Source organism: Streptomyces sp. CBMA123, assembly GCF_014596465.1.
Lineage (GTDB): Bacteria > Actinomycetota > Actinomycetes > Streptomycetales > Streptomycetaceae > Kitasatospora.
In genome coordinates, this window is the sequence record NZ_MECK01000002.1 from 54,837 (window position 1) to 75,161 (window position 20,325).

Here is a 20,325-nt window from a genome sequence, read left to right on the forward strand (position 1 = left end):
AGGCGGACTGCTGCTGGGGCGGCGTCGGCAGTCTCATCGATCGCGGTTGAAACCGGTCTCCTGAGCTGGGGTTCGTCAGCTTGGCTGAGACGCCGGAGAGGCGATTCTCGCTGGGCATGGCATTTTCCGGGGACTGGGTCAGCTTGAGTGGAACCCGGGGTTGGTCCTGAGTCCTTTTCGCGAGTCGAGGGGCGGGCTGCTCGTCCCTGGTGCCTGACGGGTTCCCAGCGTGGAATGCTGGGCCGATGAGGTTGATCGGTAGCGACGGGTATGGTGTCGAGCTGGGCGTTGTGGGCTACCAGTTCCCCGATGCGGTTGACCCGCGCCAGCGGCAGAGCTGGCTGATCGTCGAAGGGTCCGCCCACTGTCCGCAGGGGACGTGGTCGTTCCGCTGGCAGGCATTGACCGCAGACGACGCCGTTGAGTTGGCGCGATGGCTCGGTCGGGCGGCGGCCCGCCCCTCCGGCTCCGAACACGATGGCAGCGGCCGACTGGACTTCACCGAGCCCAACTTGGCCTTCACCTTCACCTGGACCGATCCGGGTCTGGTCGAACTGGGCGTCAGCCTGGACTTGGAGTTCTCGCCCCCCTGGCGACGCCAGGCCCGCTCGGGTGAGCCGTTTGTGGTCACGTCCCGGCTGACGGCGGAGGCAGTGTTGGCGGCGGCAACGGCGTGGGCGGCCGAGATCACGCCCTATCCGCCTGCGGGTGACGCCAACCTGCAGTGAGCCCGGGCGGCAGGTCCTGGACCGCGATAGCCAGACGCTGGGCGGCTTCGGCCCGCAGGCCGTGATGTCCGCGCCAGTGCGGTGAGGCGAACAGGCTGGTCAGGGTAGTGGTCTCGGGGTAGGTGGCGAGCTCGATGCGGTCTTCGTCGGGACGATGGGGATCTCCATAGGGGTCCTCCGGCAAGGTGCCCAGGCGGCGGTTCCAGCGCTGGTGCAGTGGTGATGGGTCGGCCTCTCGGAACCACTGGGCTGTGATCTTGCGGGCGTGGAGGTAGTCCACGGTGATGAAGGGGTCCTTGCGGCGGCGGACGAGCCGTCGGTGCCGACGGTCGGCGGACGTGATCTCGGGGAGAGCGGACAGGTCGTGCTGGTCGCCGCCGAGGAGCCAGATCCGGTGCCGGTGGCAGACGCCTTCGTGGGGGTCGGTGCTGCGGACAACGAGTCCGTGGATGCCGCGGTGGGCCATGCAGAGCCGGCAGGCCGGGCGGCGCCGTGGTTCGGCCAATTCCTCAACAGCCAGGGGTGGTCGGCGCTGTCCGGGCTCCCGCACCGCGGCCAGCGCGGGCATGGCGTGGAGTAGGGCCGGAATGCTTCTCCCGGTCAGGATCGCCAGTCGTGGCAGGGCTGCGGGGGTCCAGTAGCCGACGCGGTTGTCGTCGCGCCGGTGGCGGCGGTTGGGGCCGATCAGGAACGAGAGGTGGCCGATGGCAAGGTGGTTGGCGTCGGCGAGGCGGTTGAGGTAGGAGCCGATCGTCTCGCCGTGGACCGGCGGCAGTGAGAGGGGCAAGGTCCGCAGGTGGCTGGTCATGCGGTCCTTCGTGCCTCGCGGGTGCGGCGCTGGCGGGCGCGCGGGAGGTTCTGCTGTTCGGCGCTCTCGTCGAGGTCGACGGCCTCCAGGCCACTGCGGGTGATCTTCTCGGTGCCGTCCAGGATGGCGTCCAGCGCGGCTTCGCGGACCAGGTGGGACAGGCTTCCGATCATGCCCGCGGTGCGGTCGTGCAGGTAGGGGGCGAGTCGCAGGAGGGTGCCCGGGCGGTGGGCGTGCAGCCGCAGCGCGTTCTCCAAGGTGGCGACCAGGGCCTGCCAGGCCGCCTGCTCCTGCGGGGTCTTGTGGCGGAAGGAGCTGGTGGGGATGAGGCTGTAGCGGCTGGCGATCTGGCCCCCGCGTCGCCCGGCGAACAGGCCGGTGCCCTCGATGTCGACGCCGGCCAGTACGAACGTGGCGGGGATGCGCTCGGACAGGTACTTGATCTGGTCCGACGCCTCGGCACCGATCCTGGAATGGATGTCGAGATTGTGTAGCTCGTCGATGAGGACAAGGCGGCAGGACAGCGTGCAGGCCAGGTCGCAGACCTTGTTGGTGACCTCGACCTGGCTGAACCGGGACGGCAGCGGGAGCCCGATGAACCGGGCGAACTCGATGGCGAGCATCTTGGGCGTGGCGGCCGGAGGGACGGTGACGTAGAGGACTGGCAGGGCCTGGGGCGAGAGGGTGCCGCGACGGCGGGTCAACTGCTCGTAGTTCTTGCCCAGCTGGGTGATGGCGGTGGTCTTGCCGGTGCCCGCTGGGCCGGAGACGATGAGCCCACGCCGGGCCGAATGCTGGTGCCTGTTGAGCAGGATGCGCTTGCGCCCGGTGGCGGCGACGTGGCGGATGGTCGGCGTCGAGACGATCACCAACTGGGCATGGTAGTCCTCCCGGGCTGTGTCGTAGTCCGCGCGCTCGGTCTCCGTCAGCCGCTGCAGGACGGCCGGCGGCAGCACGAGGGGAGGTGCGGGCACCTCGTTGACGAAGGCCGCCCAGCCCTCCTTCGTCGTCAGCGGGTAGTCGACCTCCTGCGGCTCCAGTGGCAGGGTCATGTGCGGCTCCCGTCGGTGAAGGCGTCGAATACCCCGAACGGGACGACCTCGCCGAGGACCGCCTCCGGCCCCGGCTCGGTGCCGGGATCCGGCGGCGCTTCGATGCCCGGTCGGCTGGGCAGGGCGGTGGCCGCGCGAGTGCGGGCGGCGACCTTGCGGTCCGGACCGGTGGCGGCCCGGGTCAGCAGGTCCTCAACCACGGCCGCGATGGCCCGCTCGTCGGTGTCGTCCGCGCCGCGGGTGGCCAGCAGCGAGCGGGCGTGGCGCCAGGTGAAGTCCGCGAACGGCGCGGAGACCGTGCCCAGCCGGGTCCACGGGACAGTGATCCATCCGCCTGCCCTGCTGTCGCGGACCCAGACGTGGGACAGGTCGTAGGGGTCGTAGTGGACTTCCCAAAGGTCGCCCTTGAGCGGGACGCCGGAGGGCTGGCGGCGATAGGGGCCCAACTCACGGCAGTCGTAGGTGCGGTAGTCCATCACGATCCCGTAGTCGTTGATCCTCCGCCATTCCACCGGCAGCAGTTCGATGTAGTCATCGCCGGTCAGGCAGACCGGCAGGTGCCCGGCGCGGGTCACCAGCAGCGCGTAGACCTCGTTCGGCGACAGGGCCTTGTTCGGCAGGAACGGACTGCGCAGGCCGTCGTGGGGCCGGCTCTGCCAGCAGGCGATCAACCATTCCTCGAACAGCTCGGCCAACTCCCGTAGAGTCCAGACGGCTTCGACATCCTGGCCGCGCTGGGTGACGTTGGAGCCGACGTAGCCGGCGACGTGCTGGCAGAACAGGGTGTTGATCGAGGAGAACGTCCGCTCGACGATGCCCTTGTCGGTCGGGGTGGCCGGACGGGCCGGCTGGACCGAGATGCCCAGGGTGCGGCAGGCGGCGGTGAAGGTCTCGGAGACGAAGACCTTGCCGTGGTCGATCACGATGGTGTCCGGGACGATGACCGGCTTGGCGGCGGCGTACTCCAGGCGGGCGTCGATGCTCATCAGCCGTGCGTGCGGGATCAGCGACGCGGACATCCGCAATGCCTCCGCCCACCCGGGCCGCATCGGCTCCGGGACCAGGGTCCGCGCCAGCAGCAGGGCAGCGTCGACCGCCTTGGTCCCGGCCGGACGCAGGACCGCCGCGCAGATGGTCCGCGAGGCGACATCGACCGCGATACTCAGTTCAACCCGCCCGGTCACCCCGTCGTCCAGCACCGCCAGAACGTCCAGCGGGGTCGTGTCGATCTGGACGACCTCCCCTGGCCGGACGGCCATCGTCGGAGTGAACGGCTCCTGCGGACGCCGGCCCTGGGACCGGCGAGTGGTCGCCGCCCCGAACGAGTGCTTGCCTTCGTCGAGTTCCTTGATCAGGCGGTAGAACGTCGCCCGCGACGGGATCGCGACCACCCCCTGGCCATAGCGCTCGGCAACGAGCCGCTCGGCCTGGCGCATCACCCGGCTGCGAGTGCCCGTCGACAGGTTCTCCTGCGCGGCCAGCACCTCGACCACGACGGCGACCAGGCGTTCGTCGGCATTTCCTCCGGGCTGCTGGGAACCGCGCATGACCCGGCGGTCCACCAGCCCCCAGACCCCCTGCTCACGCCATAGACTCCGCAACCGGACCAGCGTCCGGTCCGAGACCGGTGTGCCCGACACCGTGAGCTCTTGGGCTTTTGCGACCATGCGCTCGCCGAGCTTGCGCCACTTCGGGTCGTACTCCGGGCGCGGACTGGACCCCGCTGGCGCGTTCGGCAGCAGACCGGTCTCCACCTCGATGAGGTGCCGCTCGAAGAACTTCGCCCGCCGCAGAGCAGGCTCAGGAACGGTGTCCAGCAGTCCGAACGGCGGCAGCCCCGGTGCCCCTGGCTGGGAGTCCAGCAACGCGAACCCCTCCGAGGCCATCAGATGGGAGAACAGGACCAGGCTCGCGGCCCCGTGATCGTCGACGAGGCGGACCAAGGTCCCCGCCAGCCCGACGACGGAGTGGACCCTGTCCCCGAACCGCACCCGGTCCCCGACACCCAGCACCCCGCGCGGCAGCAGCCCACTCATCGCTCGTACCTCCGCTCGACCAACGTCAGATCACCCAGCGGACGCGACAGATCCGCCCCCAGCACCCCGGACCACAGCAAGTGGAACACCACCGGCAGCACCTCGATCGGATCCCCGACCATCGCGGCCTGTGCCACCAAAGGCGCCGGAACCGCGAACGCCGCCCGCACTGCGGCGACCGCCCCGGCCGCCGCCGCGTGGCGTGGATGCCGGTAGCCGGCCAGCCAGCGCAGATTCGCCGCCCGGACCGGATCAAGTGCCCCGACAAGGCGATAGGCCCAGCCCACCGACTCACACACCTGCCGCGTCACCGAGAACGCCACCGCGGAGCGATCGTCGACCCGGTCGACCGGACGGCAGTCGATCACCAGCCCCGTCCCATCGACGGCTCGCGCGAAGTAGTCCGGTGCGTGCGACCGTCCCCGCCGTGTCGTCTCATCGCGCCAGCACAGCCAGAACGGCTGCGAAGCGAACCCGGTCACCTGCGGGTCGAAGTCGAGCAGCATCGCGTGGTCCCGTTCCAGCCACGACTCGAACCCCACATGACGGCCCGTCGTCGCCGACCAGTACAACCCCGGGAAGTGGCGCTGCCCTCGGTACGACGGAAAGTCGCGCACCGGTGGAACGTCCTCAAACGGGATCCCCACCGCATCCCTCAACGGCCGCCGGACCTCGGCCCCGCCCTCCACCCAGGCCACATCGAAGCCCGCCACCTCCAGCAGGGCCTCATCGGAAAGCGCACGCGTCCTGTCCATGGAACGACCATCACGGGTCCGGTGAGACCTGCCAGGTCAGATGAGACTCAATCCACCCTGAAAGGTGAAAACCGGGCATAGTCGGCCACGCGCGCCGCGAATCGGCCGCCTACCACCTGAGACACGTGAGACACCACAAGGTCCAGTGAGACCGGACACGGTCGTCTTTGCTGATTGTATCGTCACGAAGTGACGATACCTTGGTCCTTAAAATTCAAGATCATGATCAGCTAGGGGTGCCTTCGGGCACTCCGGGCGGGTTGGTTGCTGCTACGGATCGGGCTCGATCGGGCCTGGCGTGCTGTTGGACTGTTACCTCGGGAGCGGGTCCGGGGGCTGGGGCTTCGTGCTCGGTGAGGTGATGGAGCCGGAGGTGGCTCCGGGTCCTGCGGGCGTGGGTGGACTTCGCGGGTTCGGGCTCGGTGGGCAGCTGCTGGTGGCCGGGGCAGGCGGCTCCGCGGGGCGGGCCGGGCTCACGGGTCGGCTGCTGCCGGGAGATACAGGAAGGTCCCCCGCTCCAGTGGCTGGAGCGGGGGACCTTCTGGTACCACCGGGTGGCCTTGGGGCGGCTGAACTAGGTCAGCGGCCATTCGCCGGGCGGTACGGGCGCCTGGCCGTGGGCGTCGCGGACGGCTTCATCCGTCCCGCACATGGTGCAGATCAGGACTTCCCGGTCGGTGGTCACCCGGGAACGGGCGGGCCGCTCACCGAGTGGGCCGCCGCAGCGCGGGCAGCGGGTGTCGGGCAACGGTCAGTCCTCCTCGGGGTGCTCGCGGGCCGACTTGAGGATGTTGTTCCAGGTCGGGCGGGAGTAGGTCTTCTCCGTCTGCTCCAAGAGCTGGGGGATCAGCTCGGCGTTCGTGGCCTGCGGGTTGGCGGCGATGGCCTGCCGGGCGAGGGTGAGCCGTTCGTCCCCCTGGTAGGGGTAGGCGACGCGGGCGCGGGGGCCGGAGGGGCGACCGCCGGCGTGGCCCTTGCCCTTGCGGTCGGCGAGGTACTGCCACAGCCGCCAGCGCTTCCACTTCGGGCGCCGGCGGGTCGGCAGTTCGTCCCAGTCGTCGGGCTCGGGCCAGCCCTCCGGCGGGTTCTTGATGTAGTGGGAGATGGTTTCGGAGCCAGCGAACCCGCAGACCTTCGCCGCTTCGGCCGGGCCCACCATGTCCTCCGGGTCGCCGTCGAGCTTCGGCGGGTTCGTGGTGTTCGCGGCGGCCCGCTGGCGCTGGAGCTCGTGGTGCCACGTGGCCCACTCGTCGCCGTCCCAGTGCATGACGCCGTCGATGATCTCGGCGGGCGGGTGCCCGTTGTTCTCTCGGTCGGTCCAGAGGTTCTGGAGTGTGGGTTCGCTGAGTTTGTGGACCTTGCGCAGGTCTGCGCGTGAGTAGAGCGTGCGGCCGGTTTTGGCGGGCACGGTCGCCTCCTGTTCGTGGTCGTGGCTGCTCGGTGGGGTCACTGGAGTTCGTCTGGGTCGGGGACGGGCGTCCAGGTGCGGCTGCCGGTGGGTTCGAGCCGGGTGAGGGTGGCTATCTGCTCCGCCGGGACGGCGGCGGCCCAGTCGTCGTGGGCGGGGTGGCCGGTGGGGAGGTTGAGCACGAGGTGCCGGCCGGTCGGCGGGAAGTCTTCAACGATGACGAAGTTGTCGGTGTCCTTGGCGCCGATGCTGTTACCGCTCTTGAGCTGGGCGGTGTCGCCGGGCTGGGGACAGTCGGGGTGTCGGTCGCATAGCATGGTGCTGTTCTTTCTGGTGAGAGAACACCGGACGGCCCGCGCCTTGTTGCCAAACTCGCGCTGGCCGTCCTTTGTTGTCCGGGGGTGCGGGTGCCGGTTTGGCAGCCGCCGGGGCGGAGGTTGCCCGCTCCGCCGTCGGCGGAGTAATTAGACCATCTTTGTGTCGGGGCGGCGGGGCTCTGGCCCGGAGTGCGGCGTTCATCAGAACAGTGCTTCCTGTTCGGCAAGGCGTATGTCCCGGCGGCCCGGGGGCCGGGGTACGCGGAGTTCGTAGCGGGGGCGTCCGCGGTGCGGGGGTGCGTGGGCTTCGCGGCGGTGGCGGCTCCATGCCACCAGCGGGGCGCCATGGTCCAGCCACCCGGGCGGGTAGCGGGAGGTCAGCTGTGCCCACCGTCCCCGGTCGCGCGGGAGTGCCGACCGGTCCTCGACGGTGGTGAGGGGCGGCAGGGTGCGCCAGCCGGGGAAGGCGTGGTCGTGGGCGTCCTCGACGGCCTGGTTGTCGCCGTCGCCGTACCCGTCACCACGGTGAATGGGGCCTTCCCAGTCGCAGGCCAGGCACCCGCCGCGGAACTCCTCCTCTTCCCGGCGGCCGGTCGGCCGGCTGCGGGTGAGCACGGTCGGGACGTGGTGCTCGGGCGGGTCCAGTTCGTGCCCGAGGTCGCTGTACGCGCCGCCGGGGTGGCCGGGCCGGATGTGCCATGTCCGCGGCGCGCTGGTCGTCAGGGCGAGTGTCCGTCCGTTGCGGAGCCGCCAGTAGTGCGTCTGCCGGGCCTGGGCGCCGGTCGGCTCGGCGGTGGTAGCGGTCACGGCCGTTCGCCCGCCTCAGCGGTGAGCACTTCGCGTAGGGGGTCGGCGAGTGCGGCCTGTTCTGCCGGGGAGTCCTGGAAGCGTGGGCCGTAGGCGCGGCGGATCGCGCGGCGGGCCTCCTGGTGGCGGTCGTGGCCGGGGTCGTTCGGAGAGCGGTCGAGTACCTCGTAACCGTGCCGGGTGAGCACCTCAGCGATGATCGCGCGGACCTGTACGGGGTCAGGGGTGTGAAGGTCGGTCTCGACGGGGGCCGCGAGGAGTACGCGGATCAGCTCGGTCGCGCTGAGCCGGGGTTGGAGGGGCACGCCGATCCGGTGGACGCCGTCCTTGCTCGGGGTGGCGGCTCCTCGTCGGTTGGGGGCCCCGGTGGTGCTGCGGAGTGTGGTCGTCTGGTCCATAGCGCTGGCCTTCGGGGTGTCGGGTGGCGGGCGGGCCCGGTCAGAACAGGGCGTGGTCGGCGCGGGCGGCGGCGGCGCGGAAGGCGCGGGCGACATCGGCGGCGGTGCGGCCGGGCTCGGCGCTCCACCGGTCGATGAGGTCGCGGTGCCGGTCCTTCGCGGCGGTGGGGTGGTCGGCGTCGGCGGGGTGGCCGGTGAGGGTCTCGGCGAGTAGGGCGAACGCCTCGTCACGGGCGTGGTTGATGCGGTCCCAGTCGTAGGTGCGGCCAGCGGCTCCCCGCCCTTCGCCAGCGGCGACTTCGAGGGCGCCGCGCGGCCAGCACGGCAGGAGCGCGGTGCGGCCGGGGCCGTCGAACAGGCGGGGGCCCTGGTGGATGCCGACGTGCTCGATGTGGTGGGCGGCCCACTCCAGGATCGCGGCCGGGGTGTCGGCGATGACGATGCTCTCGGGGCTGTAGCGGATCTGCATGGTGGTGTCCGTCTCGGTGGTGCCCGGGGGCGGCGGCGTGCCGCCGCCCCCGGTGGTCGGGTCTACTGCTGGTAGGCGGGGATCAGTTGGCGGACGCGGTCCGGGCCGACGCATCCGCCGTCGTGGCGGTGGAGGCTGGGCAGGCCGCCGTTCCTTCCGCGCAAGTGGCTCCAGAACTTGGGGCCGACCCACCCGCACAGCTCGCAGAGCAGGACCCAGTGGTTGTCAGAGCCGGGAAACCCGGTGAGGACCGCTCGCCACCGGAGGTTCGCGAGTCCGGCGAACGCGGCGAGAGCGCTCTTGACGTTGCGGTCGTTGATGAGCATCCGCGGGTGCAGCAGGGGCACGGGGCCGGTCAGCGGCTGGAGCACTTCAGCGCGGATCTGGTCCAGCGGGATGGCGGTGATCTCTCCGGCGGCGTACTTCTCGGCGAGGCGGGCGGCGGCCATCTCGACGCCGGGAACACCCTTGTCCGGGCGGCCGAAGTTGGTCTCCCCCGCGCTGGTCTCGACCCACCAATCCCGGCTCCACCGGCGGGCGCGGCCGATGACCTGGTCCTGGCCGATGATCACGGGATAGCGCCCCGCCGAGTCCGGGGTTCCGATGCGGTAGGGCACGGCGGCCTGGAGGGTGCCCGGCTCCGCGGTTTCGCGGACGGCCGTGCGGTGGTCGGGCTGACCGGGGACCGGGGCGTGCTGGTCGTCCGGCTCGGTGGCGGGGACGGTGAGGACGACAGGTCGTTCGAGAAGCTGGATGCTCATGGTGGTGTGCCTTCTGGTGAGAGAGGGGCCCGCCCCGGGGCGGGGCGGCCGCCGGGGCGGGTCGGCGGTCGTTACGCGGCGGCGGCCGGGGTCTGCGGGGCGGGGGTCCATGTACGGCGCGGGGTGATGCCCAGGTCCGACAGGACCGGGTCGAGACTCCCGTTGTCCGGTACCCATTCCCAGTCGGCGCCTTCGGTGCCGGGGCGGTCGGTCCAGGTGAGCATGTACGAGCGGCCGGAGGTGCGAGGGTCGCCGCACACGGCCTGTGCCTCGTGGCGGGCCATCGCCCACAGTGCGCGCTTGCGGGAGCGGTGGGAGTTCTTCGAGGCGATGAGCACGAGCGCCATGCCCTGCGGCCAGTTCGCTCCTGCGGCGGGGGCCGACGCGGGAGTCGGCTTCCCGTCGGGAGTGTGGTGGCAGTGAGCGCAGCGGCGCATTTCCGCGCGCCACTGGCTGGAGTAGCACATGGGGCACGTCTCGGCCGCCGGTGCCGGCTCCTCGACCAGCGGGGAGTGCTCGGCCTCCTCCTGGTGCTCGGCGGCCTTGGCCTGGGGCAGCTGCTGCATCTCGTCGGCGCTCTTACGCCCGGAGATGTCGTCGTAGGGGGCGGTGGAGGTCCACCCGTCGTAACCGTCGTCGGTGGCGCGGACGACCGTCTTGCCGGTGCCGTTGAAGATGTGGCGGATGGTCACGGACTTGGGGTTGACGCGCAGGATCTCGTACCAGGCGCCTCGGTGGAGGGCGAAGTCACCGCGCTTGAAGTCGGCGCGTGTCCACACCTTGAAGCCCTTGGTCTCGGCGTCCTTGAGGACCTGTTCCCAGTGCGCGATTTCCTCGGTCAACTCCTGCTGCTCGATGATCAGTTCCGGGTTGGCTGGGTTGCGGGTGTACCCCTTGGCTGACTCGCCGCGCTGCCATTTCACGACGGCGCGGAGGTCGGCCCGCAGCCTGTCGAGGCGCCGGAGGGTGGTGTCGGGGTCCTTGCGCAACTTCTCGTAGTTGGCGGCGGCCTTCTGGCGGTCGGCCCAGTGCTGGGCGCGGTCGTCTTCGCTGATGCTCTTGCGCATCGAGGTGTGCATGCGTTCCTGGTCGCGCCGGGCACGTGCCTCGGAGTGGTGGCCGACGAGGATGGGTTGGCCGAACTCGAATCGCTCGGATATGTCGTGGGCGGACTTCCACGCGGCGTGGGAGTTGCGGGCGGCGTTGTCGGCGTACCCCTCGAAGCGGTCGGCGCGGGCCTCGGCGCGGTCTTCCCGATCCTGTTCGGCCTCGGTGAAGGTGCGACGGTCGGCGTTGTCGATCGTCAGGGTGGCGTCGAGGCCGGCGTCCCGCAGTCGCTGGGCGAGGAGTTCGAGGGAGGGTGTGTAGGTGGCGTGGTCGCGGCTGTGCGGGAGGTACCAGCAGTCGAGGTTGCGGCTCCAGCGGAAGGGCTGGCGCTGGGTGCGTCCGTACTCGCGGAGTTTGAGGATGTCGGCTGATCCGTCGCCCCGGCCGGTGCCGTCGACCAGGGTTCCTTCTCGGCGGGTGTGGGTGATCTGGATGGTCATCGAACTGGTCTTTTCTGGTGAGAGTCTTTTGGCCGCCCGGAGGGCGGACGGGGTGCTGGAAGCGGTGAGCACCACCGGGGGCGGGCCGTGAGGGACGAGCGGTCCGCCGCCGTCGCGCCCTGCGCGACGGCAGGGGCTGTCGCGCCCCCGCGGGGCGCGTCCTTCGCGGTCCGGTGCCCGCCGTCGGTCGACGGAGCCGCTAGGCGGAGTCGGCCGGCGGCGGTGAACGCACCGGACCGTGCTGCTGCCGCCCCGAAGGGGTGTCCGCTCGGGTGTGGGGGCCCGCGCTGGTCCGGAGGTGTTGCCCTCCCCCGGACCGGCGGGGCCTTGGGTTAGCTTCGGCGGGTGGCCGGGGCGGCTTCGATCCGCTCGCGGACCGCGCGGTTCACGGCGGCGGTGAGGTCGTTCCCCTGGTTGTAGGGGAACCTGCCGAGCGGCAGGCTGGTGGCGATGTCGCAGAACGTGCCCGTGTCCATGGTGGTCAGCGTGTCGTCAAGTGGCGTCAGCTCGTGGGGAAACATCGCCTGGACGCTGTCCCCGGGCGTCGGGGCACCGATGGTGAAATACCAGACGACAACCATCTCGGCCGTGTCGGCGAACTCCGGGCCACCGAAGGGGCCGACGACGATGGCCGGGCGGGGGTCGAGCTGGTGGCCCCGGAACCAGGGCCCGGCGTTCACGAGGGTGGCTGCGGGGAAGTCCTGGACGGTAGGGGCCTGGTCGGTGGTGAGCATGTCGTGTCCTGTCTGGTGAGAGGTTCCGCCGGGGCCGGTCGGCCCCGGCGGGGGGTGCCGGTCGGGGTGTTGCCCTCCCCTTCCGACGTCACTAATTAAACCATGTTTCTAGTCTTGGGTCAACCGGCGGCAACGAGTTCGCGGCGGCGCTCGGCGGCGGCGGTGACGGCCTGCGCGATGGCGCGGCCAGTCTCGATGACGCGGACGGCGGACTCGTGCACGGGGGGCTTCTTGTCCTGGGTGATGATGCCCGCGAGCGGGGGCATGACGGCCGGGCCGGGGGCGATCCCAAGGATGAGCTCGGCGACGTGGGCGGCCGAGGCGACCTCGGCGAGATGCTGGCCAGGCAGGGGGGCGTCAGCCTCGGTGATGCGTCGCCAAGCGTGGCCGTACAGCAGGATGCGCGCGGCGGCGTCGGGGGCCTCCCGGCTGAAGTCGTACCCTCCGGCCTGCTCGGGGTCCTCGTGGTACCAGTCGCGGTACTGGGTGAGCAGGACATCCCGGACGGTCTCGGCTGCGAGCGGGGCGGGGGCGGGCTGCTCGTAGGCGTCGCCTTCGGTCTGACTGATGTCGAACACCGGCCCGGCTTTGAAGCCGGACACCTTGCGCCCCTCCCCCTCGGCGGCGGCGTCGCGGGCGGCTTCCCGGGGCCCGGCCTCGGCGGTGGCCTGGGCGTCGTCGGTCCGCCGCCGGATCGGGGTCCAGATGCGAAGGGAGGTGGACCCCTTGGCCGGGAACCGCCCGGCCTTGCGCCAGTCGCCGGAGCTGAGGACGCGGGTCGCATGGGGGTACTGGGCGGCGATGGCGATGCAGTTGACGGGGCTGCGGTCGGCCAGGGTGGCGGCCGTGCGCATGACGGCGGCCCAGAACCCTTCGTCGGCGACCATCGCGCCGTACGCGCGGTCCATCACGGATTCGAGCTCACCGCGCATCTGGGCACTGTAGGCGCGGCGCTCGTCGTCGGTCATCTTCGGCTTGCCGGGCATGACTTGGTCCTCCTGGTGAGAATTCGGGCGTCCGGGCCGGCTGGCCCGCCGCCGTCGGTCCGGGGTGTTGCCCTCCCCTTCCGACATCACTAATTAAACCATGTTTCTGGGCGATGGGCAAGTCCTCAGATCCAGTACAGCCCTTCTTCGTGGCACGCTCCCCGGTATGCCTCTATGACCTCGTCCTCAATTTCTTTCCAGTGCTTGAGGATGTCCGGGGCGGTCTTCTGGCCGCTGGCCTCCCGTTTGGCCCTGCGCCATTCGATGGCGATTTTGAGCGTGCGGAGTTGAGAGTGGTCAAGGTGCCACGGGCCGGAATCGGGGAGTTCTCCGCCGTAGGCCATTGCTCCGGCGTTGTTGATGTGTTCGGTTCCGGACCACACGCGGTGCTCCGGTTGAGCGGCGAGTGCTCTTTTCAGGGTACACCGAAGATGTGGGGCCTGTACGGTCCACTTCGGATTGATAACGAACAGGTCGGTGCTCATCTCATGGCCTTTCGGGGAGGGGTGGCGCGCCACCGGGATTATCGGAGGGAAGAGAGGGATGTCGGCGACTGGTTGGCCTGCTGGTTAGTCGGTCGGGCTATTGCCCTCCCCTGCTGACTATTTGAATTCGCCCGCTACCGAGCATTTGTGCTCGATGATTACCTTGAATGTGGACAGAACGTACGACTCATCTCCGCTGATCTCGGCCTTCAAGGTGCATTTACCGCACCGGTAAACGACATATACAGTGGGGGGCCAAAGGAAATCGCCGACCCGGGCAATAATGCTTTGAATCTTCTTCAATTTGAACACCTTCTGGCGAGAGGCTCCTCCGGGGACATTCACCCGGCGGTCGGCTGGGGTGTTGCCCTCCCCTTCCGACATGACTAATTAAACCATGTTCTAAGGGGTCGGGTCAAGCCAGAAACCCGCTCTGACCTGCCCATTTCCACCCCCGCCGGACCCGGACCCGGACCCGCCCGGCCGGGCCCGGCCACAACGGGCCCCGGGCGGGGTTCCCTCCTCGGTCGGACAGCTCCGCCGGACCAGGGTTCCGGGTGGGGTGTCCAGGCTCGCGCAGCGACCGCGCAGCGGCTCGGCCTGGACACCCTGCCCGGGGCCCTGGTACGCCCAACGGGCGGCCGACCGAGGAGGGAACCCCGCCCCCACAACCCCAACCACGACGCACCCGCACCCGACCAACCCGCCCCCAACCCCTCCGAGAGAGGACCCGCCGGAGGCACAAAAACCCAACAACGCCAGCGAGTTACTGGACCAGTCCACCAAGGCGCCAGCGTATAAACCGGTCCACGTTCATCGCACCGCCAAGCACAAGCGTGACCAGGCCACACATCAAGACGCTCGGCAGTAGCGGGCCCGTTCCGAGCAGGGCCAGAACCAGCCCGACGAGGCCGCCCCCGATTGTCCAGCCGAGCGTGGACAGCATCATGGTGAGTGGGTGAATGACCATTGTGCGAAAACTCCTTGCACTGATGGATGGCCAGACTGCCACGAGCAGCTGACAAGACGGAAGCGGGCGGAACTGGGGGATTACCACAGACTGGGCTGCACAGCACGCTTGCTGCTCATCGCCGTGGCCGTTGGGGCTGGCAGAACCTCGGCGGGGGCGGCGGCCGGCCGGGGCGGCTCGACCGCGGGGCAGTACCCGCTTTCGTCCTCCCCTGGGTGGGACGGCTCGTGCTCGGGGAGCACCTGTTGCTCGGCGAGCCCGGCCGGCCCCCGGCGCAGCCTTTCTACACTGCGGTGCAGCTTCCCTGTGCGGAGGGCGAACGCCTGTTGCTCGGCGACGGTGGCGGGCCTGCGGTACAGGTTTTGCGCGCTGGGGTCGAGCGGCGGCAGGCGGCGGGCGGCGGCCTTCTGGTCGTCCCGGCGTTTGTAGCGTCGGCGGACACGGGCGAACCGCGCCTCGTAGGCGGTCTGGTCGTTGATGTGCAGTCCGTCCTGGTGGAGCCGGGCGAGTTCGAGGGCCACCTGGCCCATCGGGCTGGGGGTGAGCACCCGGACACCGTCGTTGGTGTTGGCGGTGGCGGTCAGGAACCGGGCGCTGAGCAGCGCCTGCGTACGTTCCTGGCTGACCCGGCGACCACCGTTCCACACCCCGTACTGCGCCGCGAGCCGGGCACGGCCGTCTCGCCAGTACAGGCGGCCGGTCTCGGCGGCTTCCAGCACTCGCAGGTGTCCGGCGGTCCAGCCGAGTTCGGCGACGTGGTGTTCGGCGAGGTACCGGTTCGACGCGGCCAGCTCCCGGTTCTCGCGGTCCATGCCGGTGGCGGCCCGCTGATCGGCTTCGTGCCGGGCCTGCTCGCGGCGGCGGGTGCTCTCTCGCTCGGCCAATTCGACTGGGGTCAGGACCCTTTCCAATCGGGCGCGCAGGTCGGCCGCTGTCGTCTCGACTCCGGCGGCGGTCTGGGCGCGTACAGCGTGGTCGACGGCCTTCCGGGCGCAGAACACCAGGGCACTGGTCGGCATCTCGGGGTCGGCGGCGTACTGCTCGGCTCGGTCGGCGTGCCGCGCGGCCTCGACGGCTTCCTGATGGGTCGCGTGCATGACCGCCTCCCGGTGCTCCGCGTTCGCGGCGCGGCTGCGGCACACGGCAGCCATGGCGTCGTCGGCCGCGATGACGGCGAGGAGGGCGGCCTCCCCCGCGACCTGGAGGCAGGTCTCGGGCGACGGGTCGCCGAACGGGGCGGCCGGGCGGGCGACGCAGACGGGATCGGGCATGGAGAAGTCCTCGCGGGTGTCTCGGTGGTGAGGTCGGGTGCGAGCTGCGACCCCGTCGTTGGGTTGCCGCCCTGGTCGCGCGGAGCGCGATGGAGAGTGCTGTCGTGCCCGCAGGGCACGCCCGTTGGCCCGGCGTCCGGATGGGGCGGGAGGGCCGCCTGCGGCCCGGACGTCCCGGCCGGCTGCGAGCCGGGCCAGGCTGAGCCGTCCCGCAGGGACGCCCTTTCGTTCGGGGGCCAGGGGTCGGCGTGCCGCCGACGCTGGCCCGCCCGGTCGGCGGTGGGCGGAGCGTGGGGGCGGGCCAGGCCGGGCGGTGCTCTCCCGCCCGGCTCGGGGCTCCTAAGCGGCGACCGGTTCGCGCTCGGCGACGCGGCACCGGGTGAGGACGGTCTGCGCGGTCTCGTTGTAGATGCTGTGGTCCTTGACCGTGCCGGTCAGTTCGACCTCGTCGCCCTTGTCAGGGATGGTCGCGGAGGAGGAGAACCAGACGTAGACGTTGCCGCTCGGGTCCTGGAACTTGATCAGTCGGCGGCGCTGGGCATGGTAACCGTAGTACCGCTCTTCCAGCTCGATCACGGTGGTGACGGTGGCGCTGGTGGTGATGCGCTCGCCCACGGTGCCCTGCGGCTTGGAGTTCTGGGCGGCGCGCTCGGTGGCCTCCTTCTCCTGGTCACGGTGCCATCCGGCGATGGCGGACACCAGCGTTGGCAGGTGGCGCGGGTCGACGGTCTCGCCCTTGGCCAACTGGCCGACCTTGTGGCGGTATTCGGAGAGACTGCCGTACCCCTGGATGGCCCACGCAAGGACGGCGGCGGCGGTGCTCGCCGCGTCCGGCTCGGCGTTGATGGCGTCCCGCCACTCCTGCGGGGCCTTGCGGTCAAAGAAGTACGCTTCGACCGAATCGGCGGTCGGCACGGTGTTCTTCCACTGCTCTGAGCGGCTGTAGAAGCGGCCGTCCTGCGTGACCACAGCGGCGGCCACCCGCAGCACCTCGATCACCGGCACGCGCAGATCGGCCGGGATGCCGCCCTCGTCGCCGTCCCAATCGGAGTCCTTGAGCGTCCCGAAGCGCCACAGCGCCTCAAGGCCCTTGATCGGCAGCCCGGTGTACGGCTCGACGCAGGTAGTGCCCAACTGCCGCATCTCGCCGTTCTCGTGGCGGGCAAGGTAGGTCGCGGTGCGGTGGCGGGCGACGGAGCACCCTTGGCAGAAGTTCTCAATGGTGCGGTGCTGGCGCGCGGCCTCGGCGTCCGACTCCGGCAGGCCCGGGAACAGGCTGGTGATCGTCTCGCCCTCCTCGTCGTGGTCCAGGCGGGCGATGACGGTCCAGCCCTGGTGACGGGGGATATCACCGGAAATCGTCACGGTGACGGTGGGGCGCTTGCCGATCAGGCGGCCGTCCACATCGTGGTAGTCGGCCAGGAAGGGGGCGGAGATGTCGAGCGCGTACGCGGTGAGCTTGTGGACGGCGGCGCGGGCGTTGGTCGCCTCGACAAGCTGACGCACGCGGGCCTGGGCGGTGGCGGGGACGGAAAACCGCATGGCTTCGCTGTTCATCGTGAGTGCTCCTGCTGGTGAGAGAGAGGAATCGAGCGCCCGGCCGGGCGGGTTGCCCTCCGCGTTCGGCCGGGTCGGGGCCGGCTGACGGCCCGTGGATCAGAGGGGGTGTTGCCCCCTCCGACATCACTAATTAAACCATGTTTTGTGGCGTGAGGCAACCATCCCGGCCGGGGAGGTCGAGTGCCGCACGGTCGCGGAGGAACGCGGCAAACAGGGCGGCGGTGTAGCTGTCGGCGGTGCCGTAGGTGCGGCTGCAGTCCAGTGCCCCGATGCGCTCTCCCCGGTGGCGGACGGGGAACGCCTGGCCGGGCTCGGGGATGGCGAGCGCGTACAGTCCGCGCGGGGTGTCCACGCGCAGGACGACGGCGGCGGCCTCGCGGTCGTAGGCGGCCGACCAGCGGGCCGAACCGATGCCGAACTCCGCGAGCCCGGACGCGATGGCGCGGGCCTGCATGATGTCGGCGGCGATGCTCGGGTTGGACTCAGCAGGGGCGGCGGCGTATCCGCAGCAGTGGTCGGCGGCGTAGGTCTCGGAGAGGGCGGCTGCACGGGGCATTGTGGGGCTCCTGTGGGCTGACCGGGGGCGGGACTTCCCGCCCCCGGCGTCGGGTGACTGAGGGTGGATCAGGCGGCTTGGGTGTCGTCGGCTGACTCGGCCTCCGGGTCGCCCGGTTCCTCGTCGGTCCCGGACTCCTGTGCGGCCTCCGGCTCGTCTCCGCTCGGGAGCGCGCCACGGACGTGCTCCTTCGCTGGGTCGTACGGCTCGTCATTCGCCACGGCGCGCTCGATGGGCGTCAGCGGGTACCCCAGGGACTCCAGCACCTTGAACCACCGGGCGGTGGGCTTCCGCCTCTCCGGAACACGCTGACTGTCGGTCCGCCATGCTGACCGGGTCGCGCACTTCTCCCTGACGGCGGCGACGGCGGCGAACTGGAGCTGCGGGGCTCGGCGCGGGTCCTTCGTCACGTGCTCCGCGAAGCTGCTCCGCTCCTTGCTCTGGTGGGCGTTCAGCCCCAGGAGAGTGGCGAGGATCGCGGTGGTCGGCTCCTTGTTCAGGTCGTCGCAGACTCCCCAAGTGCCGCTAATGAGAGCTTCGTTGACGTTCCTGATCATGGCGTTCGTGGCGCTCTTCGTGAGGTTGCGCGACTTGATCAGGTCCGCGAGCCACTTCCTCCGGATCGACTCGGCAGCGTCCCAGTCGATGTTCCCCGCCTTGACGGCGGCCAGGGACGCGCTCGCAGCCTCCGCCTCAGCAGTCTTGGTGCCACTACCACTGGAGTTCTCCGGTGCCGTGTGCCCGTACAGCCCGGGGGCGGTGCAGTAGGGCTCGTACCGGTCGCTGTACCGGTCGCTGAACACCCACACGTGCCCCTTGCAGGTGGCGTGCTCCTCGGCGTTGACGCCGCTCAGCCTCCACACGGGCATGGCTCGCTCGGACAGCTCCTCGGCGCCCCGGATCTTGTTCCCGGCCGCTTCCAGCTCCGCGCGGTGGGCTTCGGCCTTGGCCCGCTTTTCGCGCTTGGTCCGCTCCCTGGCGATGGCCCACTCGACATCGTTCTCGTCCGCATAGTTCCCGTTGGCGGCCTCGGTGATCGCGGCGACCGCGTCGGGGGCGTCCGCGAACTCGGTGAGCGCGGCCAGGTGATCGAACGTCCACGTGTAGCTGCTCGCGGCGCTCACGGCGGCGCTCAGCTCCTCGCTGGACTTGACCTTCACGAGGGCCCGCACGTCCTTCTGCCGCACGCCTGCGGCCTTGGCGATGCGGCCGACCTGGGCGCCCGCCTCGGCGGCGCTGAACATCGCCTGGTTCATCTCCGACGGTGTCAGGCTCTTGCGGTGCTGGGCGGTCGTGATCATGTCGAGGAACTGCCCGGCCGCGTCGCGGTCGTCGTCGTCCCACTCGTACGGCACGTGAGTGAGGCCCGCGTCCTTCGACCCGTGGTAGCGGCGGTTTCCGTCGTTGACCTGGATCGTCCCGTCGTCAAGTCGCTGGATCTTGACGGGGATGCGGCACCCCTCGGTGCGGAGGGAGTCCACGAACGGCGCATTGATGTCGAGTTCGTCGCGGGCGTTCTTCGGGTGCGGGGTGAGCGCGTCGAGCCGGATGACCGGGCGGGACGTGAACGGGACGGCCTCCAGCCCGGCGGCGACGGCGGCGGCCAGCCGCTGGAACCCGTCGATGATCTGCGGCACGTCGCCGTGAGTGCGCACGACGTACAGCGGCTCCTGAACACCAGCCTCCTTCACGTCTGCCAGCAGTTCGGCCGGAACCTCGATGTCGCGGACATTGCCGGGGCGCGCGGTGAGTTCGGCGACGGTGAGGGTCGGCCATGGGGCACGGGTGGCCTGAATGCCGGCTGCGGTCTTGGTGCTGGTGGTCATCGGTTCTGCTCTTCCTGGTGAGAGGTTCCGCCGGGACGGTCGGCCCCGGCGGGGGTGTCGGTCTGGGGTGTTGCCCTCCCCTTCCGACATCACTAATTAAACCATGTTCTGGAGGGTGGGGCAACCGGGGACAGTGTGATCGACGCCACTCGGGTACAGCGATGCGGCGGAACGGAGCAGGGCGGCTGCCTCGGCCGTGGTCCGCTCGGGGGCGTCACCCCAGCACCACAGCAGGGTGCGGCGGTAGGCATCTTCACCAAGCCCCAGCCTCCGCCACCGGATGGGCGCCACGGGGCGGCCGTTGATGTGGTTGCTGAGCACCACAAGGGAGTCGAACAGGGCCCGCTGGAAGATGTCCCAAGGTTCGCCGCGCACGGACCAGTGGGGCCGTGCGGCGCGCACGCCGCGCGCCCATGCGTGAAGCACGGTACAGGGGGCCGTGTTGCCCATCCTGCCGGGCTGCCAGAGCTGGTCACCCTGATAGAGGCCGACGCGTTCGATGTGGTCGGCGGCGGCGGTGAGGATGCGGGCGGGGGTGGCGCGGGGCTTCCGGGGCGGCATCGCGTTCTCCTGGTCGGACTGGGGTGGTCAAGAACTAGTGCGCTCAAGGCGCTTGGCTGCAATGGCGCAGTCGGTGCAGTAACAGGGGACACGCCACTGGTGACCGGCGGGGCTGACGGTCGCGTAGGTGCGGGCGGCGGCTTCGGTGATCCGGCCGGTGCCCGGGACCTTCGGAGTGGCGGCGTTCCACGCCTGGGGGACGCTGTAGACCTGGAAGTAGTGGTGGCCGTTCTCGTCGGCCTTGGCGAACTTGACCCAATCCATGTACATGCAGGGCTCCTTGGGTGCGG

At 70.3% G+C, this 20,325-nt stretch carries 22 protein-coding genes; 1 reads left to right on the forward strand and 21 read right to left on the reverse strand.

All coding sequences use genetic code 11. The features are described 5' to 3' along the window. Positions 1-245: 245 nt before the first annotated feature. Complete coding sequence (locus tag BG452_RS01715) at positions 246-728, forward strand: hypothetical protein (protein ID WP_188302310.1); 483 nt, start codon at positions 246-248, stop codon at positions 726-728. Here the strand turns inward: BG452_RS01715 and BG452_RS01720 are convergent. The 21 genes from BG452_RS01720 to BG452_RS01820 all read right to left on the reverse strand — a co-directional run bounded on the left by BG452_RS01720 (position 688) and on the right by BG452_RS01820 (position 20,305). Next, positions 688-1,536, reverse strand: a complete 849-nt coding sequence (locus BG452_RS01720) for a TniQ family protein (RefSeq protein WP_188302311.1) — start codon at positions 1,534-1,536, stop codon at positions 688-690. The genes BG452_RS01715 and BG452_RS01720 overlap by 41 nt on opposite strands. Further along, entirely contained in the window at positions 1,533-2,588 is a 1,056-nt protein-coding gene (locus tag BG452_RS01725; protein ID WP_188302312.1) for an AAA family ATPase, read from the reverse strand. The genes BG452_RS01720 and BG452_RS01725 overlap by 4 nt, the downstream gene beginning before the upstream one ends. Then, a complete protein-coding gene (locus BG452_RS01730; RefSeq protein WP_188302313.1) occupies positions 2,585-4,624 on the reverse strand; it encodes a Mu transposase C-terminal domain-containing protein in 2,040 nt (679 codons plus the stop codon). Before BG452_RS01730 ends, BG452_RS01725 begins: the two co-directional genes overlap by 4 nt. After that, positions 4,621-5,379 carry a TnsA-like heteromeric transposase endonuclease subunit gene (locus BG452_RS01735; RefSeq protein WP_188302314.1) on the reverse strand — a complete coding sequence of 253 codons (759 nt, stop codon included), beginning with the start codon at positions 5,377-5,379 and terminating at the stop codon, positions 4,621-4,623. Before BG452_RS01735 ends, BG452_RS01730 begins: the two co-directional genes overlap by 4 nt. A 574-nt stretch (positions 5,380-5,953) precedes the next feature. Then, complete coding sequence (locus tag BG452_RS01740) at positions 5,954-6,127, reverse strand: hypothetical protein (RefSeq protein ID WP_188302315.1); 174 nt, start codon at positions 6,125-6,127, stop codon at positions 5,954-5,956. A 3-nt stretch (positions 6,128-6,130) separates the two neighbouring features. Then, positions 6,131-6,787, reverse strand: a complete 657-nt coding sequence (locus BG452_RS01745; RefSeq protein WP_317620858.1) for a hypothetical protein — start codon at positions 6,785-6,787, stop codon at positions 6,131-6,133. A 38-nt stretch (positions 6,788-6,825) separates the two neighbouring features. Then, positions 6,826-7,104 carry a DUF6211 family protein gene (locus BG452_RS01750; protein ID WP_188302317.1) on the reverse strand — a complete coding sequence of 93 codons (279 nt, stop codon included), beginning with the start codon at positions 7,102-7,104 and terminating at the stop codon, positions 6,826-6,828. Positions 7,105-7,305: 201 nt separating this feature from the next. Further along, a complete protein-coding gene (locus BG452_RS01755) occupies positions 7,306-7,911 on the reverse strand; it encodes a DUF6349 family protein (protein WP_188302318.1) in 606 nt (201 codons plus the stop codon). Continuing rightward, positions 7,908-8,309: a DUF6181 family protein gene (locus BG452_RS01760; RefSeq protein WP_188302319.1), complete on the reverse strand. Its 402-nt coding sequence runs from the start codon at positions 8,307-8,309 to the stop codon at positions 7,908-7,910. Before BG452_RS01760 ends, BG452_RS01755 begins: the two co-directional genes overlap by 4 nt. A 40-nt stretch (positions 8,310-8,349) precedes the next feature. After that, positions 8,350-8,778, reverse strand: a complete 429-nt coding sequence (locus BG452_RS01765) for a DUF6197 family protein (RefSeq protein ID WP_188302320.1) — start codon at positions 8,776-8,778, stop codon at positions 8,350-8,352. 62 nt (positions 8,779-8,840) lie between these two features. Continuing rightward, positions 8,841-9,539, reverse strand: coding sequence for a hypothetical protein (locus BG452_RS01770; RefSeq protein ID WP_188302321.1), 699 nt, complete (start codon positions 9,537-9,539; stop codon positions 8,841-8,843). A gap of 71 nt (positions 9,540-9,610) precedes the next feature. Then, positions 9,611-11,086 (reverse strand): DUF3560 domain-containing protein, encoded by a 1,476-nt coding sequence (locus tag BG452_RS01775; protein WP_188302322.1) that lies wholly within the window; start codon positions 11,084-11,086, stop codon positions 9,611-9,613. A gap of 332 nt (positions 11,087-11,418) precedes the next feature. Further along, complete coding sequence (locus BG452_RS01780; protein ID WP_188302323.1) at positions 11,419-11,820, reverse strand: DUF6409 family protein; 402 nt, start codon at positions 11,818-11,820, stop codon at positions 11,419-11,421. A gap of 119 nt (positions 11,821-11,939) precedes the next feature. Beyond that, on the reverse strand, positions 11,940-12,806 hold the full coding sequence (locus tag BG452_RS01785) for a hypothetical protein (RefSeq protein ID WP_188302324.1): 867 nt from the start codon (positions 12,804-12,806) through the stop codon (positions 11,940-11,942). 125 nt (positions 12,807-12,931) lie between these two features. Next, on the reverse strand, positions 12,932-13,291 hold the full coding sequence (locus tag BG452_RS01790; RefSeq protein ID WP_188302325.1) for a hypothetical protein: 360 nt from the start codon (positions 13,289-13,291) through the stop codon (positions 12,932-12,934). A gap of 1,050 nt (positions 13,292-14,341) precedes the next feature. After that, on the reverse strand, positions 14,342-15,532 hold the full coding sequence (locus BG452_RS01795) for a hypothetical protein (protein ID WP_188302326.1): 1,191 nt from the start codon (positions 15,530-15,532) through the stop codon (positions 14,342-14,344). Positions 15,533-15,871: 339 nt separating this feature from the next. Then, positions 15,872-17,089 (reverse strand): hypothetical protein, encoded by a 1,218-nt coding sequence (locus BG452_RS01800; RefSeq protein WP_223241610.1) that lies wholly within the window; start codon positions 17,087-17,089, stop codon positions 15,872-15,874. A 133-nt stretch (positions 17,090-17,222) separates the two neighbouring features. Further along, positions 17,223-17,648 (reverse strand): hypothetical protein, encoded by a 426-nt coding sequence (locus BG452_RS01805; RefSeq protein ID WP_188302327.1) that lies wholly within the window; start codon positions 17,646-17,648, stop codon positions 17,223-17,225. 68 nt (positions 17,649-17,716) lie between these two features. Continuing rightward, positions 17,717-19,474: a ParB/RepB/Spo0J family partition protein gene (locus BG452_RS01810; protein WP_188302328.1), complete on the reverse strand. Its 1,758-nt coding sequence runs from the start codon at positions 19,472-19,474 to the stop codon at positions 17,717-17,719. Between the two features lie 96 nt (positions 19,475-19,570). Next, complete coding sequence (locus BG452_RS01815) at positions 19,571-20,035, reverse strand: DUF6197 family protein (RefSeq protein ID WP_188302329.1); 465 nt, start codon at positions 20,033-20,035, stop codon at positions 19,571-19,573. A 27-nt stretch (positions 20,036-20,062) separates the two neighbouring features. Further along, positions 20,063-20,305: a hypothetical protein gene (locus BG452_RS01820; protein WP_188302330.1), complete on the reverse strand. Its 243-nt coding sequence runs from the start codon at positions 20,303-20,305 to the stop codon at positions 20,063-20,065. Positions 20,306-20,325: the final 20 nt, after the last annotated feature.